The sequence below is a fragment of the Rhodoplanes sp. SY1 genome (assembly GCF_046000175.1).
Lineage (GTDB): Bacteria > Pseudomonadota > Alphaproteobacteria > Rhizobiales > Xanthobacteraceae > Rhodoplanes.
This window is the reverse complement of record NZ_JBEOMB010000462.1, coordinates 1-1,050: the sequence shown is the minus strand read 5'-3', so window position 1 is coordinate 1,050 and position 1,050 is coordinate 1. Positions and strand designations below refer to the sequence as shown.

The 1,050-nt window shown below is 65.8% G+C and carries 2 protein-coding genes; both read right to left on the bottom strand.

The genetic code is table 11. The features are described 5' to 3' along the window. Positions 1-28 precede the first annotated feature (28 nt). A complete protein-coding gene (locus ABTU92_RS30375) occupies positions 29-274 on the bottom strand; it encodes a hypothetical protein (RefSeq protein ID WP_408095247.1) in 246 nt (81 codons plus the stop codon). Between the two features lie 174 nt (positions 275-448). After that, a complete protein-coding gene (locus tag ABTU92_RS30370; RefSeq protein WP_408095246.1) occupies positions 449-973 on the bottom strand; it encodes a hypothetical protein in 525 nt (174 codons plus the stop codon). Positions 974-1,050 lie beyond the last annotated feature (77 nt).

Sequence of the window (1,050 nt, the reverse complement as noted above, 5' to 3'; positions counted from 1 at the left end):
TCGACCGCGTCGGAGCGTGGCCCGCGCGTCAGTATCCGCAATAGCGGTGGCCGACCAGCCAGTTCTTGACCGCGAGCGCGCGATCGAAGGTCGGCTGCTTGTGACTCATCACGACATAGTCGGCGGGGAACGGCCGGGTCGGGTAGCCGTAGTCCCAGATCTGGCAGTAGCCGCTGGTCCACTTGATGACCCGATATTGGGCATGAGCAGCGGTGGCGGGAAGCAGGGCGGACGCGAGAAAAGTCGCCAGAGCGACGAAGGTCCAACGTGGCATCGACCATCTCCTGTCGAACAGTGGTCCGGTAAAATCGAGACGAGAGACACCGGTTAGTTCGCGGTGCGACAGAGGAGGTTCAAACCCGTCCGGCGGGCGCGTCAGCGGACCGTGCCGAGCAAAGGCGCGGCACGCTGCTCTGCGACCCCTGCGCCGTGCGGCAGCGCCGCGCCGTCACGCGCGATGACGGGGGGCGAAGTAGAGTTGAACGAGCGTGCCTTCCCCGACGACGTCGGTGAGGGCACGGAACGCGAAGTAGGGCACGAAGGTGAGGAACATGAGAAGCGTCGTGGCGACGGCCTGATTGAGCGTTCCGCCGCCGATCTCGGCGATCGAGCTCCAGAGGCTCCGGCCGTGGATGAGACCCACCACCGCCTCCTCGACGACCGTCAAGACACCGACCACGACGAGGAAGCCGAAGGTCCTGATCAGCGTCGGCACGATGAGGGGCTGGTGGCCGCGGCCGTCGCCGATGCGCAGGACCCGTCCGAGGAGCATGAATTTCGCCACGACGAGCGCCTTGATCGCGGCGAACGTCCACGGCACGAAATCGATGCCGTCCGCCTGGAGGATGGCCGACTTGTAGAACAGAAGGGCCGTGAACCAGACGTACAGGTACGCCGCCAGGATGCTGTAATCCCGCAGCTCTTTCCAGAGCTTGGGGTGCTTGGAAGGCGGGCTCGCGTCGTCGTCGCGCATCGGGGGCTCCGGTCGATCTGATCACGTCCTGGAGTTGTGACACGGATCGATGGCCGGGACCAGCCCGACGGCCGGCC